This is a genomic window from Streptomyces sp. NPDC001858, from assembly GCF_053594615.1.
In genome coordinates this window covers 1-8849 of record NZ_JBSFEV010000088.1, presented here as the reverse complement: position 1 = coordinate 8849, position 8849 = coordinate 1, and the positions used below count along the sequence as shown (strand labels likewise).

The 8849-nt window shown below is 66.0% G+C and carries 2 protein-coding genes; both read right to left on the bottom strand.

Annotated elements, in window-relative coordinates:
- Window positions 1-2045, bottom strand: a 2045-nt coding sequence (locus ACWCPF_RS45060; RefSeq protein WP_451050968.1) for a condensation domain-containing protein, incomplete at its 3' end; no start/stop codon positions are given.
- A gap of 147 nt (window positions 2046-2192) precedes the next feature.
- Entirely contained in the window at window positions 2193-8732 is a 6540-nt protein-coding gene (locus ACWCPF_RS45055; protein ID WP_451050967.1) for an amino acid adenylation domain-containing protein, read from the bottom strand.
- Window positions 8733-8849: the final 117 nt, after the last annotated feature.

Sequence of the window (8849 nt, the reverse complement as noted above, 5' to 3'; positions counted from 1 at the left end):
CCACCCGCGACCAACGCCCCGTACAACACCGTCACACCGGCATCGAACGACACCGAAGCATGCAGCACCGTCGTACCCGCAAGATCCGGATACGCCACCGGACAACGCGCCACATAATTCACCAGCGCCGCATGCCCCACCACCACACCCTTCGGCCACCCCGTCGACCCCGACGTATAAATCACATACGCCGGATGCTCCAACACCAGCCCACCCAGCCGATCAGCATCCACCAGATCACCGGCCGCCTGACCTGCCACCGCCACCGCAACAGCCGACTCGTCCAGCACCACACAACCCGCCGCCGCAGGCAACGCCGACACCGTCACAGAGTCCGTGACCACCAAGACCGGATCCGCGTCCCCGAGCATGTAGGCGATCCGGTCCACCGGATACTCCGGATCCACCGGCACATACCCCGCGCCCGACTTCAACACGGCCAGCAACGCCACGACGAGCTCCACCGACCGCGGCAACGCCACCGCCACCAACCGCTCCGGACCCGCACCCCGACCCACCAGATACCGGGCCAGCCGATTCGCCCGCGCGTTCAACTCGCCATACGTCAGCTCCACACCGTTGCTCACCACGGCGGTGGCCGCGGGAGTCCGCGCCACCTGCGCCTCGAACAACTCCGGGACCGTCACCCCCGGCACCTCACGGGCAGTGTCGTTCCACTCCACCAGCATCCGCCGACGCTCATCAGCACCCAGCACATCAATCTGACGCACCGGCTCATCGGGACGGGCAGTCACCGCTTCCAGCACCCGCACCAACCGGTCCGCCAGACCCCGAACCGTCTCCTCACCGAACAGGTCGGTGCGGTAGTCCACCCGACCGTCCAGTCCGGCAGACACGCCATCGACATGGGTCTCGCCCAAGGTGAACGACAGATCGAACTTGGCGATCGTCCCCCGGGTCGGTTCCAGCCGCACCTCCAGGCCAGGCAACACGAGCTCTGGCTCGGCAACGTTCTGGAACGTGAGCATGACCTGGAACAGCGGATGCCGGGCCATCGACCGGGCCGGATTGAGCACCTCCACCAGATGCTCGAACGGCACATCCTCGTTGGCGAACGCGGCCAGATCCGCCTCCCGCACCCGCTCCAGGATCTGCCGGAAACTCGGGTCACCCGACACATCCGTGCGCAGCACCAGCGTGTTCACGAAGAACCCGACCAGATCGTCGAGGGCATCGTCGGTGCGGCCGGCCACCGGAGTGCCGATCGGGATGTCCTCGCCCGCGCCCATCTTCGACAGCAACACCGCCAGCGCAGCCTGCACCGCCATGAACACACTCGCCCCGGACGACCGGGACAACCCCACCAGCCGCCCATACACCTCAGCCGGCACATGAAGCGCTACCGAACCACCCACATGCGACGCCACCGCCGGACGCGGAAAGTCCACCGGCAACTCCAACTGCTCCGGCAGCCCCTCCAACGCCTTCCGCCAGTACGCCACCTGACCGGAGATCACACTCTCCGGATCATCCTCACTGCCCAACACCTCACGCTGCCACAACGTGTAATCCGCATACTGCACCGGCAGCTCCTGCCACCCCGGAGCCCGCCCCCCACACCGCGCCGCATACGCCTGAGACAGATCCCTCGCCAGCGGAGCCATCGACCAGCCATCCGCCGCAATGTGATGCACCACCATCACCAACACCCACTCACCGGAGCCCGAGCCCTCCACCTCCAGCAACCGCACCCGCCACGGCAGATCCCGCTCCAGGTCAAACCCCGCACCAGCAACACCCGCCACCACCCCGGCAACCCGCTCCACCGCCACCGACTCCACCAGCAACGACGGCACACCCGCCCGGCCCTCAACGACCACCTGCCGCGGCTCACCATCCACCTGCGGAAACACCGTCCGCAGACTTTCATGCCGGCCCGCCACATCACCCAACGCCGCCCGCAACGCCCCCACGTCCAACCCACCCGACAACCGCAGAACCAGCGGGATGTTGTAGGTCGCGGACAGTCCCTCCAACTGCCCCAGGAACCACAACCGACGCTGCGCAAACGACACCGGAATCACAGGGTTTTACCTTTCGCTTATTCCCTCGGAACCAGGGGCAATCACGACCGGCGCGGGTGGTCGGCCTTACGAAAAAACGTCAGCGGATAGTGGTGGATCTTCTCGCAAGCTCCACGACGTTCGCCACGCACTAACCAAAAAGCGGCGTCACATGATGTCTTCCTCAGACCTGGGCACACGTCGCAATTTCGGACGCGGCTTGGCAATACTCGCTGACGCTAGATCATTCACCAGCAGATCGACCGTGGGTGCCTCGAAGAGGGATCGAATGGTCACTTCCACGCTCAGCGCCGCCTGGATTCGACGCACCAGCCGTATCGCAAGCAAGGAGTGGCCCCCCAGGTCGAAGAAGCTATCGTCGATCGAAACAGATTCGACGCCGAGGACTTCCGCGAACAAACCGCAGAGAATCTCCTCCTGCGGAGTACTCGGCGCCCTTCCTGACCCAGACGAAAGGAACTCCGGCCTCGGCAATGCACGCCGGTCGAGTTTTCCGTTCGGGTTGAGAGGCAACGTGTCCAGCACTACGAACGCGGATGGAACCATGTAATCCGGCAGGCTGCGGCTCACATGACCACGCAGTGCAGCAGCCACCACGGTTGCGGGGATGCCCTCCGCGCCTGCTCCCGCCGCCGGCACCACATAGGCCACCAGGCGTTTGTCGCCGGGCTGGTCCTCACGCACGATCACCACGGCCTGGGCCACGTCCTCGTGCCCGGCCAGCACGGCCTCGATCTCACCCGGCTCGATACGGAAGCCCCGCACCTTCACCTGGGCATCCGCGCGCCCCATAAACTCCAGAACACCATCGGCGTTCCACTTCGCGAGGTCGCCGGTCCGGTACATCCGCGACCCCGACGGACCGAACGGATCCGCGACAAACCGTTCCGCAGTCAGCCCCGTACGCCCCAGATAGCCGCGGGCAACACCAGCACCCGCCACGTACAACTCACCCGCAACTCCGACCGGCACCGGAGACAAGCCCGCATCCATCACATACACACGCGTGTTCCACACCGGCCGCCCCACAGGCACCGACACATCGCCCGCCCGGCACTCCCACAACGTGATATCAACTGTGTTCTCCGTCGGACCGTACGAGTTGAAAACCCGACGCCCCCTAACCCACCGATCAATCAGCCCCGCAGAAGACGCATCTCCCGCCAACACCAACGTCAGATCCTCCGGAAGAGAACCCTCTTCCATCACCTCCAATGCCGCCGGCGGCAACGTCAGATGCGTCACCTCATACCGCGCCACACACTCCGAAAGCGCCGGACCAGGGACCCGCTCGTCCAACGACGCCACTACCAACGCCGCCCCCGACAACAGCCCCATCCACAATTCCCAGACCGACGTATCAAAACTCACCGAAGCAAACAGAAGGACCCTGGACCCAGCCCCCACGCCAAGGCCCTCAACCTGCGTCCCCGACAAACTCCCCACACCCACATGCGAGACCACCACGCCCTTGGGCCGCCCCGTCGACCCGGAGGTGTAGATCACATACGCCGGAAGCCCCCCGACCAGCCGCCCCGACCGATCGGCGTCCACCAGATCGCCAGGCGCCTCCGCAGCCACCGCCGCCGCAACGGCCGACTCGTCCAGCACCACACAGCCCGCCGCCGCAGGCAACGCCGACACCGTCACAGAGTCCGTGACCACCAGGACCGGATCCGCATCCTCAAGCATGTACGCGATGCGGTCCACCGGATACTCAGGATCCACCGGCACATACCCCGCGCCCGACTTCAGCACGGCCAGCAACGCCACCACGAGATCCACCGACCGCGGCAACGCCACCGCCACCAACCGCTCCGGACCCGCACCCCGACCCACCAGATACCGGGCCAACCGATTCGCCCGCGCATTCAACTCGCCATACGACAACTCCACATCACCGCTCACCACGGCCACAGCCTCGGGGGTCCGCGCCACCTGCGCCTCGAACAACTCCGGGACCGTCGCTTCCGGCACGTCACGGGCGGTGTCGTTCCACTCCACCAGCATCCGCCGACGCTCATCAGCACCCAGGATGTCGATCTCCCGCACCGGCTCATCAGGGCCGGCCACCACTGCTTCCAGTACCCGCACCAGCCGGTCCGCCAGACCTCGAACCGTCTCCTCGGCAAACAGGTCGGTCCGGTAATCCACCCGACCGTCCAGTCCGGCAGCCACGCCATCGACATAGGTCTCGCCCAGGCTGAAGGACAGATCGAACTTCGCCACCACGCCACTCACGGGCTCTGCTTCCGCGTGGATGCCGGGCAGATCGAGGTCCGGGCGGACATTGTTCTGGAAGGCCAGCATCACCTGGAACAGCGGATGCCGGGCCATCGACCGCGCCGGATTGAGCACCTCCACCAGCTGTTCAAAGGGGACGTCCTGATGCGCGAACGCCGCCAGATCCGCCTCCCGCACCCGCTCCAGGATCTGCCGGAAACTCGGGTCACCCGACACATCCGTACGCAGCACCAGCGTATTCACGAAGAACCCGACGAGCTCGTCCAGCGCATCATCGGTGCGGCCCGCCACCGCAGTACCCAGCGGGATGTCCTCACCCGCGCCCATCTTCGACAGCAACACCGCCAGCGCAGCCTGCACCGCCATGAACACACTCACGCCGCACCCACGCGAGACCTCAACCAACCGCGCATGCACCTCAGCCGGCACACGCAGCGCCACCGAACCACCCACATGCGACGCCACCGCCGGACGCGCGAAGTCCACCGGCAACTCCAACTGCTCCGGCAGACCCTCCAACACCTCCCGCCAATAGGCCACTTGACCGGAGATCACACTGTCCGGATCATCCTCACTGCCCAACACCGCACGCTGCCACAACGTGTAATCCGCATACTGCACCGGCAACGGCAACCAGGCAGGCACACGCCCCTCAGACCGCGCCGCATACGCAACGGACAGATCGCGAGCCAACGGAGCCATCGACCAGCCATCGGCCGCGATGTGATGCACCACCATCACCAGCACCCACTCGCCGGAGCCCTCCACCTCCAGCAACCGCACCCGCCACGGCAGATCCCGCTCCAGATCAAACCCTGTGCCGGCGACAGCAGCCACCACCTCAGCAGCGCGCTCGGCAGTCACCGATTCCACCAGCAACGACGGCACACCCGCCCGGCCCTCAACGACCACCTGCCGCGGCTCACCATCCACCTGCGGAAACACCGTCCGCAGACTCTCATGCCGACCCGCCACATCACCCAACGCCGCCCGCAACGCCCCCACGTCCAACCCACCCGACAACCGCAGAATCAGCGGGATGTTGTAGGTCGCGGACGGGCCCTCCAACTGGCCCAGGAACCACAGTCGGCGCTGCGCGAACGACAACGGCAACTCCTCCGGACGCTCCCACACCCCCAACTGCTCCCGCACCCGACCACCCACACCGAGCCGATCGAACAACCCGGCGACGGTCGGCGCCTCGAACAACGCGCGGATACTCACCTCCACACCCAGCACGGACCGGATACGGCTCACCAGTCGCGTGGCAAGGAGCGAGTGACCACCGAGGTCGAAGAAGCTGTCGTCGATCGAGACGGTGCTGACACCCAGCACCTCCGCGAACAGGCCGCACAGGATCTCCTCCCGCGGCGACCTCGGCGTTCGACCGACCGTGTGCGGGGTGAAGTCCGGGGCAGGCAGGGCCCGCCGGTCCAGCTTCCCGTTCGGCGTCAGCGGCAGCCCGTCCAGGACCACGAACGCCGACGGAACCATGTAGTCCGGCAACCGCTCCGCCACATGACCACGTATCGCGCGGGCATCAAGAACATGGGCGGACACGCCGGCGCCAGGCACTACGTACGCCACGAGCCGCTTGTCGCCCGACTCGTCCTCGCGCACCACCACGGCGCTCTGGCTCAGCAAGGCATGCTCGGCCAACACCGCCTCGATCTCCCCGAGTTCGAGACGCTGGCCGCGAATCTTGACCTGGTGGTCTCGCCGCTCCACGAACTCGAGTCGGCCGTCCGGGAGGCACCTCACGTAGTCGCCCATGCGGTACATCCGTGCACCGGGCTCGTCGGAGAACGGGTCGGCGACGAATGCGGCTGAGGTGCGGGCCGAGTCACCGACGTAGCCCTGGCCGACACCTACGCCACTGACATACAGATCGCCAGGCATGCCGGTGGGAACCAGCTGGAGACCTTCGTTGAGTACGTACAGGCGCATGTTGCGGATCGGGCGTCCGATGGTGACCTTCTTCTCCCGCCCATAGCCCTCACTCGTGATGACGGCGTGCGAGACGTCGTCCGAGCACTCAGTCGAGCCGTACGCATTGACGAGGGGAACGTTCGGGTATCGGGCGAACCAGCGCTCGCAGAGGTTGCCGGGAAGTGGCTCGCCTGTCACCACAAGCCAGCGCAGCTTGGGCAGTTCGAGTGTTTCGTCGGCAGCGTCCCACATGTCGAGGGCCGCCCTCAGAAGGGAAGGAACGACCTCGAGTACGGATATCCCCTGGTCAGCGACGCGCCCGAAGAGTGCCCGCGGATCAGCGGCGACCGCACGATCGACGATGCTTATCTTCCCACCGAGCATCAACGCGGCGAACATCTGCCAGACCGAGATGTTGAAGGTCAACGGCGCGTTCTGCATCACGTGGTCCGTGGCGGTGAGTTCCAAGTCCTCGATCTTCGCCAGCAGATGGTTCTCCATGCCGGCTCGGTGGACCATGGCGCCCTTGGGCCGCCCGGTGGATCCGGAGGTGAAGATGGAGTAAGCGATGTCGTAGCTCTTTGCTCCGTTGGGATACCACTCCCCACTGTCCTGGTCCTCATCAATGACCAAGACCTCGACGGCACCGTCCGACTCGGCAGCGATGGCATGAGCACGGTCGAGATGCTTCTTCTCGACCAGCAAGCAGCTCGCATTGCTGTCGGTCAGGAAGGTCGCACTTCGCGCCGAGGGGGCCTCGGGGTCCAGCGGGATGTATCCGGCCCTGCTTCCGAAGACACCCAGTACCGACCACACGAACCGCGCTCCGGGATCGGAGATGATCCCGACCAGGGCGCCGGCTCCCGTGCCACGTCGCCCAAGCCGCCTGGACAGAGCACTGGCCCGAGACATCAGAGTCTCGTACGTTACGGCTCCCTCGTCATCGACGATCGCGACGGCGTCGGGCTGGATGCGGGCAACGGACCTGATCCGGTCCACGACATCGCGGAACTCCTCGACCCTTTCGGGCCCGTTCAGCTCGGTAAGGACTCGGTGCTGCTCGGCCTCATCGAGGATGTCGATCCGGCCCGTAGGTGTGTCGGGAGCTCCAGCAATGGTTTCCAGTACCCGGATCAGTCGGTCGCCGAGTTCATCGACCTCGCTACGGTCGAAGAGGTCGGGGCCGTATTCCATACGGATCTCGAGGCTGCTTCCGGGCAGGACCCGCAAGTTCAGCGGATAGTGGCTGGCGTCGTGTGTTTCGGTGTGGGTGAGGTCGAGGGTGGAGGTTGCCTGGTCGAACGCCTTCTCCTCGACGGGATAGTTCTCGAAGACGACGACGGTGTCGAAGAGCTCGCCCGCCGGGGTCAGAGCGTGGATGTCGGTGAGCTTGAGATGCTGATGCGCCAGCAGCCGGCTCTGCTGCTCCTGAAGCCGCGACAACGCCCCACGCAACGACTCACCCGGCATCAGACGCACCCGCACCGGAACCGTGTTGATGAACAACCCGACCATCGACTCGACACCCGGGATCTGCGCCGGCCGACCCGACACCGTCGCCCCGAACACCACATCGTCACGACCCGTCATCCGCCCCAGCAACACCCCCCACGCCAATTGGACGACCGTATTCAACGTCACCCCACACCCACGCGCCGCCGCCGACAACGCACCCGTCAGCTCAGCCGACACCCGCACCGACACCCGCTCAGGAGCCACCGCAGCACGCCCCGCCACCACCGGAGCCAGCCGCGTCGCCTCCTCCACCCCTGCCAGGGCAGCACCCCACGCGCCCAGACCCGCCGCCCTGTCCTGCCCAGCCACCCACGCCAAGAACTCCCGATACGGCGTCACCGGCCCCAAACCACTACCAGCACCACCCTCCGAGTACGCAGTGAACAACTCCCGCATGAGTACCGGCAGAGACCAGCCGTCCAGCAGCAGATGATGACTGGTGAACACCAACCGGTAGCGCTGATGGCCAAGGCGGATCAGCGTGAACCGCAGCAACGGCGGCGAGGCGAGGTCGAACCGACGTGCCTGGTCTTCCTCCAGCCACGCCCGCACCGCCGCATCCTGCTCCACAGCCGCCAGCCCACTGAAATCAACGTCCTGCCACGGCAGTTCGACCCCACGCGGGATCACCTGCACCGGCTGACGCAACCCCTCATGCACAAACCCGGCCCGCAGATTCGCATGCCGCTCCAGCACCACACCGGCCGCAGCCTTCAACGCACCGACATCCAGCCGCCCCTGCACCAACGACGACATCTGCGTCGTGTAGACGTCCAGCGTCTGCTCGTCATACAACGCATGGAACAACAGGCCCTCCTGCAAGGGAGCCAGCGGAAGCACATCCGCCACCTCCCCGACCGCCTCCAACCCATCGATCTCCGCCTGGGACAGGGACACCAACGGCAGATCGGACGGCGTCAGACCACCCGCACCCCCACCAGCCGCATGCCGGGACAACGCCCCCAACGCCTCCACAAACAGACCCGACAACACCTCCACCTCACCCCCGTCCAACACCCCCGACGCCCACGACCACGACACCTGCAGACACCCACCCCCCACACCCTCACGCACCACCGCATTCACCTCCAACGCATGCGGCACCGGCATCCCCGC